General features: G+C 51.6%; 18 protein-coding genes. 4 read left to right on the top strand and 14 right to left on the bottom strand.

The genetic code is table 11. The features are described from left to right. Window positions 1–2 precede the first annotated feature (2 nt). Window positions 3–545, bottom strand: coding sequence for a dTDP-4-dehydrorhamnose 3,5-epimerase (gene rfbC / locus AACM02_RS00480; protein WP_339117409.1), 543 nt, complete (start codon window positions 543–545; stop codon window positions 3–5). Continuing rightward, window positions 545–1,423, bottom strand: coding sequence for a glucose-1-phosphate thymidylyltransferase RfbA (gene rfbA / locus AACM02_RS00475; RefSeq protein ID WP_339115733.1), 879 nt, complete (start codon window positions 1,421–1,423; stop codon window positions 545–547). Before rfbA ends, rfbC begins: the two co-directional genes overlap by 1 nt. A 241-nt stretch (window positions 1,424–1,664) precedes the next feature. Between rfbA and AACM02_RS00470 the strand changes: the two genes are divergently transcribed. After that, window positions 1,665–3,170, top strand: a complete 1,506-nt coding sequence (locus tag AACM02_RS00470; RefSeq protein ID WP_339115732.1) for a DUF3078 domain-containing protein — start codon at window positions 1,665–1,667, stop codon at window positions 3,168–3,170. 13 nt (window positions 3,171–3,183) lie between these two features. Here AACM02_RS00470 and fmt read toward each other — a convergent pair whose 3' ends face one another. Further along, a complete protein-coding gene (gene fmt / locus AACM02_RS00465; RefSeq protein WP_339115731.1) occupies window positions 3,184–4,131 on the bottom strand; it encodes a methionyl-tRNA formyltransferase in 948 nt (315 codons plus the stop codon). A gap of 69 nt (window positions 4,132–4,200) precedes the next feature. Here fmt and AACM02_RS00460 point away from each other — a divergent pair, with 69 nt between their 5' ends. Beyond that, window positions 4,201–5,172: an aminodeoxychorismate synthase component I gene (locus tag AACM02_RS00460; protein ID WP_339115730.1), complete on the top strand. Its 972-nt coding sequence runs from the start codon at window positions 4,201–4,203 to the stop codon at window positions 5,170–5,172. Between the two features lies 1 nt (window position 5,173). Beyond that, window positions 5,174–5,782, top strand: coding sequence for an aminotransferase class IV (locus tag AACM02_RS00455; RefSeq protein ID WP_339115729.1), 609 nt, complete (start codon window positions 5,174–5,176; stop codon window positions 5,780–5,782). Between the two features lie 16 nt (window positions 5,783–5,798). On the opposite strand, the gene AACM02_RS00450 is transcribed toward AACM02_RS00455, so the two are convergent. The 11 genes from AACM02_RS00450 to AACM02_RS00400 all read right to left on the bottom strand — a co-directional run bounded on the left by AACM02_RS00450 (window position 5,799) and on the right by AACM02_RS00400 (window position 19,560). After that, window positions 5,799–7,103 (bottom strand): type II toxin-antitoxin system HipA family toxin, encoded by a 1,305-nt coding sequence (locus tag AACM02_RS00450; RefSeq protein ID WP_339115728.1) that lies wholly within the window; start codon window positions 7,101–7,103, stop codon window positions 5,799–5,801. A 9-nt stretch (window positions 7,104–7,112) separates the two neighbouring features. Then, a complete protein-coding gene (locus AACM02_RS00445) occupies window positions 7,113–7,475 on the bottom strand; it encodes a helix-turn-helix domain-containing protein (RefSeq protein ID WP_339115727.1) in 363 nt (120 codons plus the stop codon). 250 nt (window positions 7,476–7,725) lie between these two features. Continuing rightward, window positions 7,726–8,772, bottom strand: coding sequence for a ketol-acid reductoisomerase (ilvC, locus tag AACM02_RS00440; RefSeq protein WP_332456930.1), 1,047 nt, complete (start codon window positions 8,770–8,772; stop codon window positions 7,726–7,728). A 262-nt stretch (window positions 8,773–9,034) separates the two neighbouring features. Then, complete coding sequence (ilvN, locus tag AACM02_RS00435; RefSeq protein WP_339115726.1) at window positions 9,035–9,598, bottom strand: acetolactate synthase small subunit; 564 nt, start codon at window positions 9,596–9,598, stop codon at window positions 9,035–9,037. A 12-nt stretch (window positions 9,599–9,610) separates the two neighbouring features. After that, window positions 9,611–11,368, bottom strand: coding sequence for a biosynthetic-type acetolactate synthase large subunit (gene ilvB, locus AACM02_RS00430; protein WP_339115725.1), 1,758 nt, complete (start codon window positions 11,366–11,368; stop codon window positions 9,611–9,613). Window positions 11,369–11,388: 20 nt separating this feature from the next. Then, window positions 11,389–13,227 carry a dihydroxy-acid dehydratase gene (ilvD, locus tag AACM02_RS00425; RefSeq protein WP_339115724.1) on the bottom strand — a complete coding sequence of 613 codons (1,839 nt, stop codon included), beginning with the start codon at window positions 13,225–13,227 and terminating at the stop codon, window positions 11,389–11,391. Window positions 13,228–13,318: 91 nt separating this feature from the next. Next, window positions 13,319–14,404 (bottom strand): 3-isopropylmalate dehydrogenase, encoded by a 1,086-nt coding sequence (gene leuB / locus AACM02_RS00420; protein WP_339115723.1) that lies wholly within the window; start codon window positions 14,402–14,404, stop codon window positions 13,319–13,321. 22 nt (window positions 14,405–14,426) lie between these two features. Further along, entirely contained in the window at window positions 14,427–15,959 is a 1,533-nt protein-coding gene (locus AACM02_RS00415) for an alpha-isopropylmalate synthase regulatory domain-containing protein (RefSeq protein ID WP_339115722.1), read from the bottom strand. Window positions 15,960–16,012: 53 nt separating this feature from the next. After that, window positions 16,013–16,609 (bottom strand): 3-isopropylmalate dehydratase small subunit, encoded by a 597-nt coding sequence (gene leuD, locus AACM02_RS00410; RefSeq protein WP_332456936.1) that lies wholly within the window; start codon window positions 16,607–16,609, stop codon window positions 16,013–16,015. Between the two features lie 37 nt (window positions 16,610–16,646). Beyond that, the gene (leuC, locus tag AACM02_RS00405) at window positions 16,647–18,032 is read right to left on the bottom strand and encodes a 3-isopropylmalate dehydratase large subunit (protein WP_214063442.1); all 1,386 of its coding nucleotides are present in this window, start codon (window positions 18,030–18,032) and stop codon (window positions 16,647–16,649) included. Window positions 18,033–18,069: 37 nt separating this feature from the next. Beyond that, complete coding sequence (locus AACM02_RS00400; RefSeq protein WP_214063444.1) at window positions 18,070–19,560, bottom strand: 2-isopropylmalate synthase; 1,491 nt, start codon at window positions 19,558–19,560, stop codon at window positions 18,070–18,072. 445 nt (window positions 19,561–20,005) lie between these two features. On the opposite strand from AACM02_RS00400, the gene AACM02_RS00395 reads away from it, so the two are divergent. Next, window positions 20,006–20,899 carry a DMT family transporter gene (locus AACM02_RS00395; protein WP_339115721.1) on the top strand — a complete coding sequence of 298 codons (894 nt, stop codon included), beginning with the start codon at window positions 20,006–20,008 and terminating at the stop codon, window positions 20,897–20,899. Window positions 20,900–21,016 lie beyond the last annotated feature (117 nt).

Raw genomic sequence — 21,016 nt, 5'->3', positions numbered from 1 at the left:
CACTATAATTTTAACTCGTTTAATAACACATTTTTTTTGTCTTTCTCCGACAAAATTACATCTTCTTCCGGTAATTTCCAATCGATCCCCAACGCGGGGTCGTTCCAGAGGATACCGCCTTCGGAATGGGGAACGTAGTAATTGTCGCATTTGTACTGAAAAACAACCTCATCGCTCAGCACCGCGAAACCGTGGGCAAAGCCCCGGGGAATGAAGAGCTGACGCTTGTTCTCACCGGATAATTCTATCGAAACGTGATGCCCAAATGTTGGCGACCCTTTCCGGATATCCACGGCAATGTCCAGCACTTTCCCTTTTACCACACGCACCAGCTTGGCCTGCGCGTGGGGCGGTTTCTGGAAATGCAATCCCCGCAGGACACCGTAGCGGGAGCTGGACTCGTTGTCCTGGACAAAGGTGGTCTTGCATACTTTTTCTTCGAACTCCCGTTGGGAAAACGATTCGAAGAAATAGCCCCGCTCGTCGCCGAACACTTTTGGCTCGAGAATAACAACGCCTTCAATGGCTGTGGTGGTGATCTTCATCATGCCCTCTCGATTAGTTTCAGCAGATACCGGCCGTATTCGTTTTTTTTCATCGGTTCCGCCAGGTGCCGGAGCTTTTCGTCGTTGATCCAGCCGTTGCGCCAGGCAATCTCTTCGAGGCAGGATATCTTCAGCCCCTGCCGTTTCTCCAGCACTTCGATAAATGTGGACGCTTCAGACAAGGAGCCGAAAGTGCCGGTGTCGAGCCAGGCGAAGCCGCGGCCAAAGAGTTGGACCTTAAGCTGTCGATCCTTCAGAAACTGCTGGTTCACGGCGGTTATCTCCAACTCTCCTCGTGCGGAGGGACGAATGCTTTTGGCCACTTCCACCACCTTGTTCGGGTAGAAATAGAGGCCCACAATCGCGTAATTCGATTTGGGCTGTTGGGGTTTCTCCTCGATGCTCAGCACGTTGCCCTCCGGATCAAATTCGGCCACCCCGTACCTTTCAGGGTCGTTCACCCAGTATCCGAAGACAGTGGCGTTGTTGCCCGATTCCGCATCCTTGACGGCCTGCCTCAACAGATTGGGGAAACCCTGCCCGTAAAAAATATTGTCGCCCAGCACCAGGCAGGCGCAATCGTCGCCAATGAACTCCTCGCCGATGATGAACGCCTGGGCCAGCCCGTCGGGGCTGGGTTGCTCCGCGTAGGAAAAGGTGACGCCGTAGTCCGACCCGTCGCCCAGCAACCGTTCAAACCCGGGAAGGTCGTGCGGCGTGGAGATGATGAGGATCTCCTTGATCCCGGCAAGCATCAGGGCCGAAATGGGGTAATAGACCATCGGCTTGTCGTAGACCGGGATAAGTTGCTTGGAGATTCCTTTCGTGATCGGGTAAAGCCGGGTACCGGATCCTCCGGCAAGTACGATTCCTTTCATATATCTTGTTTAAGAAAATTACTTTCGTTTCGCTTCGCTCTTAATAAAAGCTAAAGATTGTCAGTCGAAGATTTAGCTGCAATTAAAGCACATGCAAATTATTAATGAACATAACAATTACAAAAATAACAAAATTAAACGACAAATGTTGTAATTTTTTTAAATTCTACCCGTCGCATTTTTCTCTCATGGGCGGTATTTCAACAATTCTTTTTATCTTTGCTTTTAAAACAAAAAAAGAATGTCGAATAATACAATTATGAAACAGATTGGTTTGTTTCTCATTTTTTTGATCGCACCGTTTATCCTGCCGAAAGCCGTTGCCCAGGAAGCCGACAGCCTGAAGCTTTTTGAAAGCATCACCGATATAGAGAAGTTGATTCAGCAGAGGCAGGTTCAGGATAAGCCCCTGCAGGTTGTGCCGGCTGTTCCTCAACTGAGGGATACCGCTAAATTCACCACAGTAACAACCGTCGCCGTACCGCTGGACTCCCTGTATCCCAGAAAAGAGAACGGGACGCTGCAATTGCCCGATAACTTGTATAACCTGGGATCCTTGAGCGGATTGACCTTCAGGGATACCATTTTCTATAATCCGCTCTTTCTCCCGATGATCTTCACGGGAAAGATGCTGCCGCCCGATTTGTCTTTTTACCCGCCCAAAGAGGAGAGCCTGTATAAGGGACTGCTGATCCCGCAGGAGAAGACATTTGCTCCAAACCTGGTGCATGCGGCGTTTGTAAGCAAAACACGCAAGAACTTCTACCGGGAGTATCCCGACCGCGTGAAGCTTTCGGCGTTTCACCTGGACTCGCTGCCGTCATCCAGCAAAGACAACGAAGTGATTGAAACATTTAATCCTTTCAAGGAGCTGATTTCTACCGAAACGAGCTATTCCCTGAATGCTCCCCAGGTGGAGGGGGTAGCGATAAAGCGGAAATACTGGATCTACAACGGCGAACATTCCTTCCAGTTGTCCCAGAGCTATTTTTCTCCGAACTGGCACAAGGGGGGGACAAGCAACGTCAATATCGTCAACAACCACATCCTCAGGATGAACTACCGGAAGAATAAGGTACGCTTTAACAATTCGTTTGAATGGAGGCTTTCTGTTTTTACGGCTCCCGACGATACCATCCGTAAATTCCGGATCGGGGACGACCTGTTGCGTTATTACGGGGACTTTGGCGTGGATGCGTTCAACAAACACTGGTCTTATTCGACCAACCTGGATGTGAGGTCGCAGCTCTTCAACAATTACCCGACGAATTCCAACGACCTCCGTTCGGCATTCCTGGCTCCGTTGTATGTTAACGGCGGTGTGGGGTTGAAGTACAACCTCGACAACCGGTCCGAGAAGGTAAGGCACCGCAGGGTGAGGCTGGACCTGCACCTGGCACCTTTAAGTTTTAACTTCAGGTATATCGGAAACGAGAAGGTGAGTGTGGCCCGCTACGGGATTGAGGAAGGAAAGAAACACACCATGGACCTGGGTTCCACGGTGACGGCCAACCTGATCTATGACTTCAACCGGTACATCTCGTGGAATTCGAGGCTGAAGTATTTCACCAGTTACGATAAGGTGGAGGCGGAGTTCGAGAATACGTTGAACATGGCTTTAACCAATGCCTTATCTACCCGGTTCTTCATGAACCTGCGGTTCGACGATAGTGTTCCGCCCGATCCGAAGTTCAACCATTTGCAGGTTACTCAACTGCTCAGTTTCGGGCTGAACTACAAGTGGTAGGTGGCTTACGGGTTTAAAACGAAAACCCGTTGAGGAAGTCACCGGTTTTCATCCGTCTCTTCCCCGATAACTGAATGTCAAGGATATCGATAAAACCATCCTGTGCGGCAACCCGCAGGGTGGTTTTGTTGTCTGTAACAATCTCTCCCGGCCGCAGTTGATGTGCCTCAGGACTGGCTTTGGTGGTGAATATCCTGAAATTCATTTTCTCGCCACCCACTTCGAATTCGGTCCAGGCGGCCGGGTAGGGCGACAGCCCGCGGACGAAGTTGTGGATCTCCTGTACGGGCCTGTCCCAGTTGATCCGGCAGGTCTCTTTGTGGATTTTGGGAGCCGGCCTTAATTCCTTTTCTTCTTTTATCAATTCACTTTGTGGCAGGGATTGGACGGTTCCGGTTATCACGGCATCGATGGTCTTTACCACCAGCCGGGCACCCACCATCATCAAATGATCGTGCAGGGTTCCCGCATTGTCGTCCTCCCCGATTGCCAACTTTTCCTGAAAAATTATCTCTCCGGTATCTATCTCGTGCTTGAGGAAGAAGGTGGTGACGCCCGTCTCCTTCTCGCCGTTGATAAGGGCCCAGTTGATGGGAGCGGCACCCCGGTACTGGGGCAGCAGCGATGCATGCAGGTTAAACGTCCCCATGGGAGGCATGCTCCAGACAACCTCGGGCAGCATCCGGAAGGCCACAACCACCTGGATGTCCGCTTGTAGGCGCTTCAGCTCGCTCAGGAAAACTTCGTTCTTCAGGTTTTCGGGTTGCAGGACAGGTAATCCTGCCGACAGGGCATACTCTTTCACCGCCGGGGGCTGAAACTTGTACCCTCTCCCGGCAGGTTTGTCGGGTGCGGTGATGACGCCAACCACGTTGTAACCGTTTTCGACCAGTGCCCGCAATGATTCCACGGCGAAGGAGGGTGTGCCCATAAAAACGATGCGTAACTCTTTTTTATTCATATCCACGCGTTTTTCTTATTTTATATGCAAAAATAAGGGAAAAAGATCGAATTCGGTTAATTTTGCAGGATGATTACCTCGTGCGACACTATAAAACGAAGCATGAACGAAGCGGGGCGGACAAAAACGCCTTTTTTGTTTGGCCTCGATTTTGAACTGAACGAAGGCTTTTTTATTGAAAATCCTTTGCAACAGTCGGAAATCCTTTTCGATATGGACGGGACGGGAAACGTTACGGAGACAACGGAAGGGAATCCTTTTGCTTTTGTATCCTTTCCCGAAAACTACCGCCGATACGCGCGTAGGTTTTCGCACGTGATGGAGGGACTGCGTTACGGGAACTCGTTCCTGACGAACCTGACGATAAAAACGCCGGTTGAGACCGGATTGTCGCTGAAGGAGATATTCCTGCGCAGCCGGGCGAAATACCGGTTATACGTTCCCGGCAGGTTTGTATGCTTCTCTCCCGAACGGTTTGTGCGGATCGGAAAAGGGAAGATATTCTCCCATCCCATGAAAGGGACCATTGACGCTTCGGTGGAAAATGCGGAGGAAACGATCCTGAACGATTACAAGGAGAAAGCAGAGCATTGCACCATAGTCGACCTGATCCGCAACGACATTAGCCGGATAGCCACCCGGGTGAAGGTGAACCGTTTCCGCTACATCGACAGGGTGGAGACCAATGAAGGTGCTATCTTACAGGTCAGCTCCGAGATTGAAGGGACACTGCCCGGCGATTATCTCGAAAACCTGGGGACGCTTTTTTTTGAACTGTTGCCTGCGGGATCGGTTTCCGGAGCGCCCAAGGAAGCAACGGTCGCCATTATCCGCGAAGCGGAACAGGAGCCGCGCGGCTTTTACACCGGAGTGGCCGGGTATTTCGACGGAACGGGCCTCGACTCGTGCGTGCTGATCCGGTATATCGAACAGACGGAGGGAGGCTTTTATTTCCGGAGCGGAGGCGGTATCACGGTCAACAGCGAATGTGAAAAAGAGTATGCGGAAGCTGTCCGGAAAATTTATTTGCCCTTTACCTAAAATGACGATGTTTCTCGAAACCATTTGCATAAAGAACGGCACCGCTGTGAACCTGGAGGCTCACGTTGAGCGGATGCGGCAGTCAGCAAACCGTTTCGGTTTTGCCGCCCCGGTATTGCCCTGCCTCGAATCGTTACTCCCCGAAACGCTTCGCGAAAAGAAAGTGAAATGCAGTATAGAGTACAGGGAAGCGATCCGTACGGTCCGGTTTGTGGCATACACCCCGAAACGGATCCGTTCGCTGGTGCTGGTGGAGGCGGATGAGGTGGACTACTCGTTCAAGTATTCCGACAGGGTGCAGCTGGAGGTGCTGAATAAACAGAGAGGGGTGGGTGATGAAGTGCTGATCGTGCAAAACGGCTGCATCACCGATACTACCTACAGCAACGTGGTTTTCCGGAAGAACGGGGAGTTCTTCACGCCCCATACTTATCTGTTAAACGGGACAAAACGGCAGAGGTTATTGCGGGAATCCATCATCAAGGAAGCGGCCATCACTGTTGATAACCTGCATGAGTTCGAGCACGTTTACCTGATCAACGCCATGCTCGACATAGAAGACGGGGTGGGCTGTCCGGTGCAGAGTATTCTAAATTCTATAATTATTTAGTCTTTCCGACAAAAACTTATAAAGAGATAAGTGTCTTATCAATTGACACTTTTTTGTCTTTATCCACACCTGCCTTGTCTGCATAATAATTCCAGTTGTGTACCGTATCGTTAACCTGATCAATAATTTCCTCCGCCTTTTTATTGCGGATGGAACGTCCTATCACGATCAGATCTTCCCGTGTAATATTTTCCCGCTTCCCGTTAACACTCAACGCGTGACGGCTTACCCATTCGCTTCCGGGACGATAAGCATGACAGAGGTCGTATGCCGGGGCCAATCTCCACCGGTCTCCCTGTTTAAGAATAAAAGAGAAGTTCTTGCTATGGTCATCACAGTTGCGGGCTATCACATTAAACACCATACGGCGGAACATCTGTTCGGCTTCGGCATAAGTCAGCTTCAACTCCCGCATGGTTTGAAATAATTGTTCATAACTGTAACTGTTTACCCGGTTATAATCAAAATGTTTCATGGCGCAAAAAGTCTGTATATGATGTTTTGTATAGCTTCCTTCCCTGTCAAAGCGCCGGGTCATGAAATGGGCGCGCCCGTTCTCTTCCAATAACCGGCATGGCATCATTTCTATTCCGCAATCCAAAGCCATCAGGTAGTACGCGTATTCAACACGTCCGTATCCATGGGTCGCTCCCAATTGCACTTCACTCACCCCGTCAAGTTTAAGCAACCAGTGTTCAAACCCTTCGGGAGCACGCGTTTGCCCGGAACGGACTTCTCCCGTTTTTTCATTGTAGGCAATCACAGCTTTGGGGTGTGCGCCCCCGGCAGATGTTCCGATTTTCAGTATTTCCCGCATGGCCTTTTCTTCCTCGGATTTTAAATTGGCTACAAAAGCCTCTTTCTTCGAAAGCATCTTGCTCGCAATTTCCACCAGGCTATCTATTTCCACCGAAAAGGTATTTACATTTTGTTTTAAAATAGCCGGTTCAATCTCCAATGCTCCCATTCCCCGTTTACCTATAAAACAAAGCATTTCTACGGGATTCATACTGTTTTCCGGCCGTCCTTGCTGCGCCAGCCACAAATTGATCAATTCATTCCCGTAACGGTCGGGCAGCATGTCCGCAAGCAATCCGGGCAACCCTTTAAAAGTATCGAAAGAAGAACCGGTTTCTTTGCGTAATTCAGGGAAGGAGTAAATTCGTTGTTCCGTGGACAACGGCATCTTTAAGGGAGACAGTTCCCATCCAAGTCTTTTAAAAGCAGGATCGTATTCAAAAGAAGCCCATCCGGATTTTTCATCCCAGGCAACGGCTCCTGCCATTTTGCCCCATATATTCACGATGGCGGTATTCATCATTTACCAATTTTACCAATCAATATTCTCATTATCTGATTTATCTGTTTTCCTCCTTTTAGGAAAAGAAACCCGCTGTTTTTTTTTTCTCTCGGCTTGAGCCAGGGCTAACGGACTTTGCCGGCGGACAACCACAAAAACATCCATGATATGTAATTGATCCAATACCCGCAATACCCGAATGAGTGTTGCGACCGTTACTGTGTCACCTCTTTCCAGCAAACTGAGTGTGGAGCGGCTTATTCCTGCATCTTCAGCAAGCATCGCCTGGGTTTTATTTTGCTCCATACGGTGATGTTTTACAAATTCTCCGATTTGACTGAGAATGTGATCATCACTCATTGCATTCCAATCGTTGCGTGATATATCATTCATAACAGAAGTTTTTTATGTATAGTGAATGAAAAACAACACAAAGATATCATTTTTTAATCAATAAAACTAGGACACTAGTGATTACGTATAATAAAAAAAAGGGTGTATCACAAAATGTGTGATTTTACCCTCTTTTTATTCGGATACTTATTACTTATCTGATTTGATCTGAGAACAAATTCAAATATTCATTTCTCAAAAGGTAAATTTTTATTTTGAGACAACCTTCTTTATAAAAATAATAGAACCCTTAGTTGTTCTCCGGACGTAATTTTCTTACTACGGCTCCGGTCTGCCACATCTCGCTTTCGCGGAGGGCTTTGAGCTCTTTTTCCAAACCTTCACGATAGTTGGCTTTGGAGTTGGTGTCGATGGAGCGTTGCGCTTCATTCCCGCTGGCCACTTCTTTGTAAAGTTTTTCGAAGACGGGCTTTGTTGCATCGTGGAATGGTGTCATCCAGTCCAACGCACCGCGCTGAGCAGTTGTTGAGCAGTTGGCATACATCCAGTCCATCCCTTTTGCGGCAAAAAGCGGCATCAACGACTGTGTGAGCTCTTCTACCGTTTCGTTGAACGCTTCCGACGGGGTGTGTCCGTTTTCGCGGAGTACTTCGTACTGAGCCAGTAAGAGTCCCTGGATGGCACCCATTAATGTTCCGCGTTCACCGGTGAGGTCTGAGTATACTTCGCGTTTAAATGTTGTTTCGAACAGATAACCCGATCCAACACCAATTCCCAATGCAACAACACGGTCGAAAGCGCGTCCGGTAGCGTCCTGGAAAATGGCGTAAGAAGAGTTCAACCCGCGTCCTTCCAGGAACATTGTTCTCAACGAAGTTCCCGATCCTTTTGGTGCTACAAGGATTACATCCACATCGGCGGGCGGAATAATTCCCGTGCGTTCTTTGTAAGTAATTCCAAATCCGTGTGAGAAGTACAATGCTTTACCGGGAGTAAGATGCTTTTTCACCGTTGGCCAAACTTCAATTTGTGCTGCATCTGAAAGCAAATATTGAATAATGGTTGCTTTCTCACACGCCTCTTCAATTTCGAAAAGCGTTTCACCCGGAACCCAGCCATCAGCAACAGCTTTGTCCCAGGTTTTTCCTCCTTTGCGTTGTCCGACGATTACGTTGAAACCATTGTCACGCAGGTTTAACGATTGTCCCGGACCTTGGACACCGTAGCCGATTACTGCTATTGTTTCGTTTTTAAGAACTTCCTGTGCTTTACTTAATGGAAATTCTTCGCGGGTAACTACATTTTCTTCTACCCCGCCAAAATTCATTTTTGCCATATTTTTTATTGATTTTAAAACCGGGAACAAAGACACATCCGGCCCTTGCTTCCCCGGTCTGATTATTTACATTTTTATTGTTTTCGAATACAATTGATTACGAAATGTTTAGATGTTTTATGGGGTACCCGTCGATAAAGCAGGCGTAATCTGATATGTTGTTTGAGCGAAGCGAGTTATTTATCAGATAGCCTGTGAATCGGTAACGGGTCACAAAACATTGTCAATTGAGTAATTAGTTGTATTCATATTTTTATATTATTTATAGATGTGATAGTTGTTCCTGCTTCATCTCTTCCCGCTGCGCCAGCATGTCGCTCAGGCGTTCCACCTTCGACTTGGTGATGGCGATTCTTCCGGAGCGGATGAACTGCAGGACGCCGATCTTCTCGGCCAGCTCGTTGAAAAGCCCCTGCGTTTCGGCGTAATGCCCGGCCTTGAGGAACACCACGCAGTCGTTGTTGACCTCGAGCACCCGGATGTTGTATTTCCGGATGAGGTATTCGATGGACCCGTGTTCCATAATCTTATCGGTAGCCAGTTTGTACAGGGCCAGCTCCTGGTGGATCAGTTCGTCGTCCACATTGAAGTAGGCTTTGAGCACATCGATGCGTTTGTCGATCTGGCGCACCAGCTTTTTCATCGCTTCTTCGGATTCCGAGAAGACGGTGATGGTGAACTTATGGATGCCTGCCAGGGCCGAGGGCGAGACCGAGAGGGTTTCGATGTTCAGTTGCCGGCGCGTGAAGATGGTGGTGATCTGGTTGAGCACCCCTACCGTATTTTCTGAGAAAATGGTGACGGTATATAATGTTTTTCCTTCCATAATTTGTTGAGTTTAGAGTTTGTGTCCGTTTCCAATCAGTATATCGGTAACGCTTCCGCCGGCAGGTACCATGGGATAAACCATTCCTTTGGTTTCCACCACTGCTTCGAGCAGGTAGGCACCCTTGTGCGACAGCATCTCCTCGATGGCGCTGTCCAGCTCTTTCCGGTCGGTCACTTTCCTTCCCCGGATGCCGTAGGCTTCGGCAATCTTTACGAAGTCGGGATTCTTGAGGTGTGTCTCGGAGTATCGTTCATCGAAGAAGAGCTCCTGCCACTGCCGGACCATGCCCAGGTAGTTGTTGTTCAGCAGGATAATCTTGACGTCGATGTTGTACTCCAGGATGGTTCCGAGCTCCTGGATGGACATCTGCAGGCCACCGTCCCCGACGAAGATGCAGACGGTGCGGTCGGGAGCCCCGTATTTCGCCCCGATCCCGGCGGGAAGCCCGAACCCCATGGTGCCCAGTCCGCCCGAAGTGACCATGCTGCGTGTCTGTGTGGATTTGAAATAGCGGGTGGCCATCATCTGGTGTTGCCCTACGTCGGTCACGCATACTGCCTTATGTCCCGTAGCTTCCGATACCTTGTTCACCACTTCACCCATCTTCAGTTCTCCTCCGTTTTCGGGATACAGTTCGGCCTTGATGACGCAATCGAACTCCGTCTTTTTGTACTGTCCGAATTTCTCCATCCACTCCGAATGTTTACGTTCCTCGATCAGGGCCGTGACGAGCGGCAGTGTGTCTTTGGCATTACCCAGCACCTTTACGGTGGTTTTCACGTTCTTGTCCATCTCTGCCAGGTCGATATCGAAATGAATGATTTTTGCCTGACGGGCATAGGTGTTGAGGTTGCCGGTGACACGGTCGTCGAAACGCATGCCGATGGCGATCAGCACGTCGCACTCGTTGGTATTCATGTTGGGAGCGATATTACCGTGCATCCCCAGCATCCCTGCGTTGAGCGGGTGGTCGGAGGGGATGGCGGAAAGCCCGAGGATGGTGGAGCCGAACGGAATGCCGCCTTTCTCCAGGAAAGCCAGCAGCTCCTGCTCCGCATTTCCGAGGATCACGCCTTGTCCTACTAGCGCCAGGGGTTTTTGTGCCCGGTTAATCAGCTCAGCAGCCGCTTTGATATTTTCTGTTTCCGGCTCAGGAAAAGGGATGTAGCTTCTCAGGAACGATGTCCTGCTGTAGGTATAGTCGAGTTTGTTGATCTGCGCATCCTTCGTTATGTCGAGGACCACCGGGCCGGGCCGGCCGCTTTTGGCAATGTAAAAGGCACGGGAAACGGCCCAGGGAATCTCTTCCGCCCGCCTTACCTGATAGGCCCACTTGGTGATGGGTTGGGTGATACCGATCACATCGGCTTCCTGAAAGGCATCGGAGCCCAGCAAGCCCGATATAACCTGTCCCGAGATCACCACCAGTGGGGTGCTGTCCATCATGGCGTCGGTGATTCCGGTTACGGCGTTGGTGGCTCCGGGGCCGGAGGTGACCAGGGCAACACCGGTTTTCCTGGATACGCGTGCGTAGCCTTGTGCTGCGTGGACGGCCCCTTGTTCGTGACGGACCAGGATATGTTTTATGTCGTTCTTATGATCGTACAGCGCGTCGAAAACGGGCATGATGGCGCCGCCGGGATAGCCGAACATGGTATCTACGCCTTCGGCCAGTAACGAGCGGATAAGGGCCTCACTTCCCGAAATGTTTACCTTGGCCTCCTCTGTGGAGGGTTGGGTGGATTGTGAATGATTACTCCTGTTCATATTTGTAGATTTATAGACTGTTATAGTATTCTCACACCGCCTAAATCGGCTGAACTGACGAAATGGGCGTAGAGTTTCAGTGCGTTGGATACTTTCCGGTCCCTGACCGGCTTAAAGGCGGCTTTCCCTTTCGCCTCCTCCTGTTTTCTCCGTTCCGCCAGCTCGGCGTCGGACAGTTGGACCCGGATGATCCGGTTGGGAATATCGATTTCGATAACATCACCGTCTTTCACAAGCCCGATGTTGCCCCCGGCAGCCGCTTCAGGAGATATATGCCCGATGGACAGGCCCGAGGTGCCTCCCGAGAACCGTCCGTCGGTAATCAGGGCGCAGGCTTTTCCCAAATGTTTTGCTTTGATGTAGGAAGTGGGGTAGAGCATCTCCTGCATCCCCGGCCCTCCCTTAGGCCCTTCGTACACGATGACGACCACGTCGCCGGCTTCAATCTCTCCGTTCAGGATCCCGGTGCACGCTTCGTCCTGGGAATGGTACACCTTGGCTTTTCCCGAGAATTTCCAGATATTCTCATCTACCCCTGCCGTTTTCACCACGCAGCCGTTCTGTGCGATGTTCCCTTTCAGGACGGCGAGTCCGCCGTCGAGGGTATAGGCATTTGCGATGTTCCGGATACAACCGTCTTCCCGGTCGGCATCGAGGGTTTTGTAAACGGCGTTTTGCGAGCCCATGACCAGGTTAAACCTGTTTCCCGGTGCCGAGCTGTAGATCGCTTGCGCCTCGGGATGGATATTTTCTGTTGTGATGTCGTACTTTTCTATCGCCTGTTTCAGCGTCAGTCCGTCGGCACGGTGGACCGATGTGTCGATCAGCCCACCTTTTGCCAGTTCGCCCACGATACCCAGAATGCCTCCGGCGCGGTTCACATCCTGGACGTGGTACTTCTTGGTGTTGGGCGCTACTTTGCATACGCAAGGCACCTTACGCGAGAGGGCGTCGATATCGTCCATCGTGAAATCCACTTCCGCCTCACGGGCAATGGCCAGCAGGTGAAGGATGGTGTTGGTGGAGCCGCCCATGGCAATGTCGAGCGACATGGCGTTGAGGAACGCCGCGCGTGTGGCGATGTTTCTCGGCAGCACGCTTTCGTCGCCGTCGAAATAGTAGCGGTAGGCGTTTTCCACGATCTGCCCTGCTGCTTTGCGGAAGAGTCCGATCCGGTTGGCGTGTGTGGCCACGATCGTCCCGTTGCCGGGCAGTGCCAGGCCGATGGCTTCGTTGAGGCAGTTCATGGAGTTGGCGGTAAACATTCCCGAGCATGAGCCGCAGGTGGGGCAAGCCAGCTTCTCGAGCTGCGAGATGCGGTCGTCCGGCACGGCATCGTCGGCCGATTCGATCATCGCATCGATCAGGTCGATGGATTCGTCGCCAATTTTTCCCGCCTCCATGGGCCCGCCCGAAACAAAGATGGCGGGGATGTTCAGCCGCATGGCTGCCATGAGCATGCCCGGCGTTATCTTGTCGCAGTTGCTGATGCACACCATCGCATCCACCTTGTGCGCGTTAATCATATATTCTATGGAGTCGGCAATCAGGTCGCGCGACGGTAACGAGTAGAGCATCCCGTCGTGGCCCATGGCGATGCCGTCGTCCACGGCGATGGTGTTGAATTCGGCGGCAAAGCACCCCAACTTTTCGATTTCGGCTTTCACCATCTGCCCGATATCGTGCAGGTGTGCGTGCCCGGGCACAAACTGGGTGAATGAATTCACCACGGCGATGATGGGTTTTCCCATCTGCTCGTCTTTCATTCCGTTAGCCCTCCACAGCGCGCGTGCGCCGGCCATCAGGCGGCCCTGAGTGGAGGTGTAGCTCCGGAGGTATTTATTGTCTTTACGGTTCATTCCTGTATGTTCCTATTTTATTGTTTTCTTTTATTTCAATCTCTATTTCAATCTCTATTTCAATCTTAATCTCAATCTCTATCTCTATTTCTTATAAAGTAACTAAAATGGAGCTTTTAATATACTCCGCAATCCAGTCCCCCACCTCACTTGTCCCGTAGGCTTTTCCCCCTTCGGCAATATCTTCGGTGACGACGCCCGCTTCGAGGCTTGCGTTGACGGCCCGGCGGATGGCTGCTCCTTCTTCCTGCAGGTTGAAAGCGTATTCAAACATCAGTGCGGTGGAGAGGATCATGGCGGCGGGATTGGCAATGTTTTTTCCGGTTGCCTGCGGGTAGGAGCCGTGGATCGGTTCGAACAGGGAGGTGTGTATGCCTATCGAAGCGGAGGGGAGCATCCCCAGCGATCCGGTGATGACCGATGCTTCGTCGGTGAGGATGTCGCCGAAGAGGTTTTCGGTTACCAGCACATCGAAGCTCTTGGGCCACTGGATGATGCGCATGGCTGCATTGTCCACGAACAGGTAATCGGTCTCGATGTCGGGGTATTGCGGGGCGATCTCCTGCGCGATCTGGCGCCACAGGCGGGAGGTGGCAATCACGTTTGCCTTGTCCACCACGGTAAGCTTCTTGCGGCGTTGCCCGGCAAACTTGTAGGCCAGGTGCAGGATCCGTTCGATCTCTTCGCGCGTGTAGACACAGGTGTCGTAAGCCGTGTCTCCGTCTTCGCTCCGTCCTTGCGGCCGTCCGAAGTACATGCCTCCCGTCAGTTCGCGGATGCAGACGAAGTCGGCTCCTTCCACCAGGTCGGCACGGAGGGGTGATTTGTGGATCAGCGAGGGGAACGTCATTACGGGACGGATGTTCCCGTACAGTCCCAGTTGCTTGCGCATCCGGAGCAGCCCCTGCTCGGGGCGTACCCTGGCGTTGGGGTCGTTGTCGAACTTGGGGTGTCCGATGGCGCCGAACAACACCGCGTCTGCCTGCATGCACACTTCGTGCGTCTCCGGCGGATAAGGGTCGCCGACGGCATCGATGGCGCAAGCGCCGACAATGGCTTCCGTGAACGTTGCCTCATGGTTAAATTTCTCGCATACGGCGCGTGTCACGTTTAACGCCTGTTCCATAATCTCGGGGCCGATGCCGTCACCGGGTAATACTGCTATCTTCAATTTCATAGGTTTTCTTTTCTTTTTATTTTTACGGTAGCTCCATGTGACGGATCACCGGTATATTTCCTTTTTCTATCATGTTCAGCATTTTTATCGTAGCCTTGATGGCTGCAGCTGTCTGGTCGACATCCAGTCCCCGGGTTTTGAAGACCTTCCCGTCGAACCTCCACGTGATGATGGTCTGCACGTAAGCATTGGTTTTTCCGCCGGGCGGAATGACCACCACGTAGTCGAGCAGTTCGGGCGTGGGTTTGTTGAGGCTCTTGTAGATCTTGTACATGGCCTTCGAGAAGGCGTGGTACTGCCCGTCTCCCGCGGCTGACTGCTGATACACCTCCCCCCGGATGGATATCTTTACGGTGGCTGTCGGGCGCATGCCGTCGGTGAGGTTCAGCGAGTAGTTCAGTATCTGTATCTCCTGGTTGTCGATCCCGTTCTTCAGGATGTCGGAAACGATGTAGGGAAGTTCATCGGGGCTGACCAGCTCTTTCTTGTCGCCCAGCTCGATGATGCGGGCCGTCACTTTTTTGGCGACTTCATCGTCTACTTCGATTCCCAGCGCCTCCAGATTCTTCAGGATGTTGGCCTTGCCGGAGTTCTTCCCCAGGGCGTACTCCCGCGAACGTCCGAACCGCTCGGGCACGAGGTCGTTGTGGTAGAGGTTCTTCTTCTTGTCACCGTCGGCATGGACTCCCGCCACCTGTGTGAACACGTTGTCACCGATAACGGGTTTGTTGTTGGGGATACGTACGCCGGAGTAACTTTCCACGATCTTGCTGACGCTGTAGAGCTTGTCCTCGGCAACGTTGGTGCTGAGCTTCAGCTGGTCGTGGATCAGGGCGACGATGCTGGTGACGGGCGCGTTACCGGCTCGTTCCCCCAGGCCGTTCACGGTGACGTGGACGCCTTTTACTCCCGCTTTCACCGCTTCGAAAACGTTGGCTACCGCCAGGTCGTAATCGTTGTGCGCGTGGAAGTCGAAGTGCAGGCCGGGGTACCTGCCGATCATCTTCTCACAGAACATCCGGGTCTCGGAGGGGTTCAGTATGCCCAAGGTGTCGGGCAGCATGTAGCGGGTGATGGGCTGGTGTTGCAGCTCATCCATCATCTCGAACACGTACGCCTCTGAATCGCGCATCCCGTTGGACCAGTCTTCGAGGTAGACGTTCACGTCCATTCCCCGTTTTTTGGCTTCGGCGATGACCGACTTTATGTCGGCGAGGTGCTCCCGGGCCGTTTTTCTGAGTTGATGGGTGCAATGTTTCTCCGAACCTTTGCAAAGGAGGTTGACCACCCGGCATCCCGCGGCGGTGATCCAGTCGAGCGATGCGTTTCCATCCACAAATCCCAGGATCTCTATCTTGTTGATATGCCCGTGACTGTTTGCCCATTGTGCAATCTTCTGCACCGACTTAAATTCTCCTTCCGATACCCGCGCGGACGCGATCTCTACCCGGTCGACATTTAACTCTTCAATGAGCAAGCGGACAATGCTTACTTTTTCTTCCGCTGCGAACGAAACGCCCGAGGTCTGTTCCCCGTCGCGCAACGTGGTGTCCATTATTTCTATTTTCCGCTTTACCATGTGTTGATGAACTGAAACGTGTGATACATTCAATAGACGTAAGGGCGATTCTTCTCGTACGCTTCGATCTTCTCTTTGTTCGAAAGGAGGAAGTCGATGTCGTCGAGCCCTTTCAGGAGGCATTCTTTTTTATAGGGATTGATGTCGAACGGCTCCCTGTTTCCGGTCTGGTTGTTCCTGATGAACTGCTCCTCGAGGTTCACCGTAACCGTTGCCTGCGGGTCCTGGCCGACCGATGTGAACAGTTCTCCGAGGAACTTCTCGCTGACCACCACGGGCAGGATGCCGTTGTTAAGCGCATTGTTGCGGAAGATATCGGCAAAGAAGCTCGATACCACCACCTTGAAGCCGTATCCGGCAATTGCCCAGGCGGCATGCTCGCGGCTTGACCCGCTGCCGAAGTTTTTCCCTGCCACCAGGACTTCGCCGCTGTAGGCGGGGTTGTTGAGGACGAAATCGGCTTTCGGCTCGCCCGATTTTTCGTACCGCCAGTCGGCAAACAAGTTGTCTCCGAACCCTTCGCGGGTAGTGGCTTTCAGGAAGCGGGCGGGAATGATCTGGTCGGTGTCCACGTTCTCTATCGGAAGGGGGACGTATGTGGATGTGATTGTTTTGAATTTTTCCATATTTGTTTGATGTACTGATGTGCTGATCGAATAGTGGTTACGGTGCCGTTATCTTTCCCGTTACGGCAGCAGCGGCGGCTACCAGCGGGCTTGCCAGGATGGTGCGTGCGCCGGGCCCTTGTCTCCCCTCGAAGTTACGGTTGGATGTGGAGACGGCATATTTTCCGGCCGGTACTTTATCGTCGTTCATGGCCAGGCAGGCGGAGCATCCCGGCTGACGGAGCTCAAAGCCAGCTTCTTCCAGGATCTTGTCCAGCCCTTCAGCTTCAATCTGCTGGCGGACCTGCCAGCTTCCGGGTACCAGCCATGCTGTCACGTTGCCGGCTTTCTTTTTCCCTTTCACGTAGTGGGTGAACACGCGGAAGTCCTCGATACGCCCGTTGGTGCAACTGCCCAGGAAGACGTAGTCGATCGGTTTCCCTTCCAGTTTTTGTCCGGGTTCGAAACCCATGTATTTCAACGATTTCTCAAACGAGATCTTTCCGGCTTCGTCGATGGCCGAAAGTTCGGGAATGGCTCCGTCGATGGGCATGCCCATTCCGGGATTGGTTCCGTAGGTTATCATCGGTTTTATTTGGGAGGCATCGAACGTGACCTCTTTATCGAAGGCAGCGCCTTCGTCGGACTTCAACGTTTTCCAGTAGGCCATCGCTTCGTCCCACCTTTCCCCCTTGGGAGCAAACTCGCGCCCCTGGATGTAGTTGTAGGTTGTTTCGTCGGGGGCGATCAATCCTCCTCGGGCACCCATCTCGATGCTCAGGTTGCAAAGCGTCATCCGCTGTTCCATGGTCAGGTTGCGGACCGCTTCCCCCGCATACTCCACGAAGTAGCCCGTGGCACCGCCTGTGGTGAGTTGCCAGATCATGTACAACGCCATGTCCTTTGCACTTACGCCGTCGTTGAGCTTCCCTTCGAAGTTCACGCGCATGGTTTTCGGGCGTGTTTGCAGGATACATTGCGACGATAACACCATCTCCACCTCGCTGGTCCCTATGCCGAAAGCGATTGCGCCGAACGCTCCGTGGGTGGAGGTATGGCTGTCGCCGCAGACGATGGTCATTCCCGGCTGAGTGAAGCCGTTCTCCGGGCCGATCACGTGAACGATCCCGTTTTTGGAATGGCGAAGGCCGTAGTAGGTGAGTCCGAACTCCCGGGCATTTTTGGCCAGGGTGTCCACCTGGTACCGGGAAACCTCATCGCGGATGGGCTTGTCTTGTTCCACGGTAGGGATGTTGTGGTCGGCCGTAAGTAGGGTCTGTCCGGGACGAAAGACCTTCAGCCCCCGTTCCCGCAGCCCCGAGAAAGCTTGCGGGCTGGTTACCTCGTGGCACAAATGCCTGTCGATGTACAGTTGCGAAGGGCCGTCTTTCACTGTGGTAACCACGTGCGCGTCCCATATCTTATCAAAAAGCGTCTTATTCATATAATTTTGTCTGTTGTATGTTATCTGTTAGCTTTGTTCATTCTACAAATTTATTCACCGCATCTATAAATGCTTCCACGGATGCCGAAACGATATCGGTGTTTGCCGAGAAGCCGTAGTAGAGCATCCCGTTGTGTTCCACCTGCATGTGGACCTTGCCCACGTCGTCGCTTCCGCGGTTGATGGCCTGGATCAGGAACTCCTGAATGACCGTTTCGCGGCTGATGATTTTCTTTACCGCCTTTATCGCCGCGTCCACCGGACCGTTTCCGGTTGCCGATGCCTCAAAATGCTCCCCGGCTATGTTCAGGCCGATGCTGGCCACGTTGCGCAGCCCCACGCCGCAGGTAACCTGCAGGTAATCGATCTGGATGCGGTTCATGCGGGACTCTTTCCCGACCAGGGCGAGTATATCGTCGTCCTTGATGTCTTTTTTCCTGTCGGCGAGAGAAAGGAATTTCTGGTAAACGTCATCCAGCTCGCCGTTGTCGAGATCCACTCCCAGCAGGGTCAACCGGTTTTTCAGTGCGGCGCGGCCGCTCCGTGCTGTCAGCACGATGGAGTTCTCGTCGATCCCCACGTCTTTCGGGTCGATGATCTCGTACGTTTCCACGTTCTTCAGCACGCCGTCCTGGTGAATGCCCGAGGAGTGTGCAAAGGCGTTTCGGCCGACGATGGCCTTGTTGGGCTGGACGGGCATGTTCATCAATGTGGAAACCAACCGGCTGGTGGAATATATCTTGGTGGTGTTGATGTTGGTGTCGAACCCGAGGTCCTTGTGGCTCTTCAGCGCCATCACCACTTCCTCGAGCGAAGTGTTCCCCGCGCGTTCCCCAATACCGTTGACGGTTACTTCAACCTGGCGGGCGCCGTTGAGGACTCCCGAGAGGGTGTTGGCTGTAGCCATCCCCAAATCCTGGTGGCAATGCGTCGAGAGGATCGCATTTTTCAGGTCTACATGATCCACCAGGTATTTTATTTTTGCACCGTAAGCGTTTGGAAAACAGTAACCGGTGGTGTCGGGGATATTGACCACGGTGGCTCCGGCGTTTACGACGGCCTGCACCACACGTGCGAGGTATTCGTTGTCGGTGCGGCCTGCATCTTCGGCGTAGAACTCCACATCATCCACAAACCGGCGGGCATACTTCACGGCTTTTACGGCACGCTCGATGATCTCTTCGCGGTTGGAGTTAAACTTGTGTTTGATGTGCATATCCGATGTGCCGATACCTGTATGGATCCGTTTGCGTTTGGCGTATTTCAGCGATTCGGCAGCCACTTCGATGTCTTTTTCCACCGCGCGTGTGAGCGCACATATAACGGGCCAGGTGACGGCTTTGGAGATCTCAACCACAGAGTTGAAGTCGCCGGGGCTGGATACCGGAAATCCGGCTTCGATAACATCTACCCCCAGCAATTCCAGGGCTTTGGCCACCTGGATTTTTTCGATGGTGTTTAACTGACACCCGGGAACCTGTTCCCCGTCGCGCAACGTCGTGTCAAAAACATAAATTCTTTCCATTATAACCTGTATTATTCGTTTTTTTACAAGAAAAAAACCTTTCCCACACGGTGAGAAAGGTTTTCTTTATTTTATTGTTCTTTATTTCAATATCGATATACCGGTCTCACCCTCTGAAGTCCTCCAGAAGTAGAATAGAAATGACTAGAATAGCGATAGAATGAGTGTTCATTGATAAAATGAAAAAACTTGTTCGTTAATTGTCTGCAAAGAAAAAGCAAAAAAACGGAATAACAAAATATTTTCCAGTTTTTATTCAAAAAAAATTACAAATTGAAATAAAAAGAGAGTTATCGATTACAAAATATATTCCCTGTAAAATGAAATAAACTGTGTTTCAGTTGATTAGTGTTTTTGATTCACTCGCTGGTTTTCACCGGATAAAAAGTGTCGGAACGGAAAGAAATTATCACTATTTTTGCGTGCCGGATTATTCGGGTTGCTTCGAATGAAAGAAAACAATAAAGCACTTTTGTTTACTGTTATTGCTGTTGCCAGCTGGTCGACAGTTGCTTCTGCTTTCAAGATCGGGCTGCGTCACTACGGCTACTTTGAGCTGATCCTGGTTTCGGCCGTCACGGCGATGCTGATCTTTGCGGGGGTTATCACGGTCCAGAAAAAATGGCCTCTGTTGCGGAGGCTGACCCTTAAGGAGACGGGGAGCTATGCTTTTACCGGCTTGTTGAATCCTGCCATTTATTACCTGATCCTTTTCAAGTCGTACGATTTGTTGCCGGCGCAGATTGCGCAGCCCATCAATTATTTCTGGCCCATCCTGTTGGCCCTGTTGTTAGCGGTGATCGAGAAAAAACCTGTTCCCTTGTTCAAGTTTATCGGGATGACAATCTCGTTTGGCGGCGTGGTGCTGATCTCGGTGGGAACCGAAGGGATCGCCGGAGTGGAGCTCTCAAAACCGGGAGTTTTACTGGCTTTCTTCAGTGCGTTCCTGTGGGCTTCCTTCTGGATAGTGAACCGACGGAACAAAAACGTGGACGGTATCCTGGGTTTGTTCCTGAGTTTTATGTTCGGTTCCGTCTATCTGTCGCTGGCCACACTCTTTGTCCCGGTCAGCCTGGGTTCCCTGCAGGGGTTTTTGTCGGCCGTTTACGTGGGGTTGTTTGAAATGGCGGTGCCGTTTATCTTTTTCGGGCTGGCGTTACAGAAGACCACCAATCCAGCACTTACCAATCAGTTGTGTTACCTTTCTCCCTTCATTTCCCTTTTTCTTATCCATGCGGTTTTGGGTGAAACCATCTATTTTACCACCTACATGGGCTTGTTCCTGATCGTTTTCGGCATTCTGCTAAACGAATATTTAAGCAAGCGCAGGATTGCCGTTTAAGCTGAAAATATCAACCGTTGTGAGGCAAGCTCGCTTGGATCCATGCTGGACGGTGGCGAAATCTGCGAGGCGAATTCTTTAAGGCTATTAGGATTAAGAAAAAATAACATTTTCTCG

It is taken from the genome of Petrimonas sp., assembly GCF_963921705.1.
Classification (GTDB): domain Bacteria; phylum Bacteroidota; class Bacteroidia; order Bacteroidales; family Dysgonomonadaceae; genus Petrimonas; species Petrimonas sulfuriphila.
This window is presented reverse-complemented; position numbering and strand designations above follow the sequence as displayed.